This is a genomic window from Pseudomonas sp., from assembly GCF_035277045.1.
Taxonomy (GTDB): domain Bacteria; phylum Pseudomonadota; class Gammaproteobacteria; order Pseudomonadales; family Pseudomonadaceae; genus Aquipseudomonas.
This window is the reverse complement of sequence record NZ_DATELE010000100.1, coordinates 1-2,051: the sequence shown is the minus strand read 5'-3', so window position 1 is coordinate 2,051 and position 2,051 is coordinate 1. Positions and strand designations below refer to the sequence as shown.

Genomic DNA, 2,051 nt, shown 5'->3' with positions numbered 1-2,051 from the left:
GCGACCCTCAAGCGCAACATCGCCCAGATCACCGGAGGTGCATGAGATGGCTGAATTGCTGAGCAAGGCCCAATACGCGGACATCGCCGCCAGACTGGAATTGCGGACCCAGGCGTTCATCGACGGCGAGTTCCGCGATGCGCTGTCGGGCGAGACCTTCGCCACCACCAATCCGGCCACCGGTGACAAACTTGCCGACATCGCCCTCTGCGACAACCGCGACATCGATGTCGCGGTGGCCGCCGCCAAGCACGCGTTCGAGGACGGCCGCTGGCACGAACGCTCGCCTGGCGAGCGCAAGTCGGTGCTGCTGCGGTTTGCCCAGTTGCTCGAGGACAACGCGCATGAGCTGGCCGTGCTCGAGGCGCTCGACAGTGGCAAGCCGGTCAGCGAGTGCCAGAACGTCGACGTGCCGGAAACCATCCACACAATCCGCTGGCATGCCGAGCTGATCGACAAGGTCTATGACAGTACCGCCCCGACCGGCCATGGCGCCGTGACCATGGTGGTGCGCGAAGCCATCGGCGTGGTCGGCCTGGTGCTGCCATGGAACTTCCCGCTGCTGATGCTGGCCTGGAAGATCGGTCCGTCGCTGGCCGCCGGTTGCTCGATCGTGGTCAAGCCTGCCGAGGAAACCACCCTTACCGCGCTGCGCGTGGCCGAGCTGGCGCACCAGGCAGGGGTCCCGGCCGGGGTATTCAACGTCACCCCCGGCAACGGCCGGGATGCCGGCCAGGCGATCGGCCGCCACATGGATGTGTCCATGATCAGCTTCACCGGCTCCACCGCCACCGGCCGGTTGTTCCTCAAGTATTCGTCCGAGTCCAACCTCAAGCGCGTGGTGCTGGAGCTGGGCGGCAAGAACCCCGCCGTGGTGAGGAACGACTGCGAGGACCTGGACGAAGTCGCCCAGTTCGTCACTGCCGGTGCGTTCTGGAACATGGGCGAGAACTGCTCGGCGACCTCGCGCCTGATCGTCCACAAGGACGTCAAGGACGAGCTGCTGGGCCTGATCGGCAAGCACCTGAAGGACTGGAAACTGGGCGACCCGCTTGATCCGGACAACCGCCTGGGGGCGATGGTCAGCAAGACGCACTTCGACAAGGTGCGTTCGTACCTGGATCATGCCGCGGAGCAGAAGCTCAGCGTGGTGCAAGGTGGCGGGACCGAGCAAGGGATGTTTGTGCAACCGACCATTTTCGACGGCGTGACCCGTGCCAGCCGCCTGTTCACTGAAGAGATCTTCGGGCCGGTGCTCAGCGTCACCACGTTCAGCACCCTTGATGAAGCCATCGAGCTGGCCAACGACACCGTCTATGGCCTGGCCGCCTCGGCGTACACCGGCAGCCTGCGCAATGCCCTGCGCCTTTCGCGGGAAATCCGCGCCGGGATCGTCACGGTCAACTGTTTTGGCGAAGGTGATGCCTCGACGCCCTTTGGCGGGTACAACCAATCGGGGTTCGGCGGGCGCGACAAGTCCATTTGGGCGCACGACCAGTACACGGAGCTGAAGACCATCTGGATCAATGCTTCTTGACGATTTTGTGAGACCAGACTGGCCTGGGGGCAAATTTTCCTGGGAGACAAACTGGCCTGTGGGACAAGTTCACCCAAGGACAGACTGCCCTGTGGCCAAACTGGTCTAGGGAGAAACCACTCTGGACTGCCCCTATTGCGCATGACTAGCCTGCCACAGCTGGCCCCTTGTGGATCCGCTTGCCCGCCTGCTCTCCCACCTCCACCGCCTGCCCGTCGCGCTGTTTGCCGTGACGGGCCTGGCCTACCAGCCGGGGAATGAGGTCGCCTTCAGGCAGGTGCTGCCAGAAGCGGCCGGGCATGTGCTGGCGCAGCGCACCGGGATTGAGCCGGGCGGGGTTGAAGATGTGCCGGTAGTAGGTGCGCCACAGCTCGGCGCCGGGATCGTCGGCATGGCGCGCCCATTCTTGCCACTCAGGGGGACAACGATGGCGGTAATCCAGCGCCTGGCCATCGAAACGGATACCGTCCAGCGGCGTCGCGATCAACCAGCGCTGGCGTCCCAGACGCTCGGC

At 64.6% G+C, this 2,051-nt stretch carries 2 protein-coding genes; one reads left to right on the top strand and one right to left on the bottom strand.

Translation table 11 applies throughout. From position 1 onward, the window contains the following. Nucleotides 1-46 precede the first annotated feature (46 nt). Nucleotides 47-1,537: an aldehyde dehydrogenase gene (locus VJS90_RS04140; protein WP_324119378.1), complete on the top strand. Its 1,491-nt coding sequence runs from the start codon at nt 47-49 to the stop codon at nt 1,535-1,537. Nucleotides 1,538-1,682: 145 nt separating this feature from the next. Here the strand turns inward: VJS90_RS04140 and VJS90_RS04135 are convergent. Beyond that, nucleotides 1,683-2,051, bottom strand: a 369-nt coding sequence (locus tag VJS90_RS04135; RefSeq protein ID WP_324119377.1) for a DUF4130 domain-containing protein, incomplete at its 5' end; no start/stop codon positions are given.

Bases quoted from the DNA above. Each gene is read 5' to 3' on its own strand.
- VJS90_RS04140 (WP_324119378.1), top strand. From the start codon at position 47: ATGGCTGAATTGCTGAGCAAGGCCCAATACGCGGACATCGCCGCCAGA.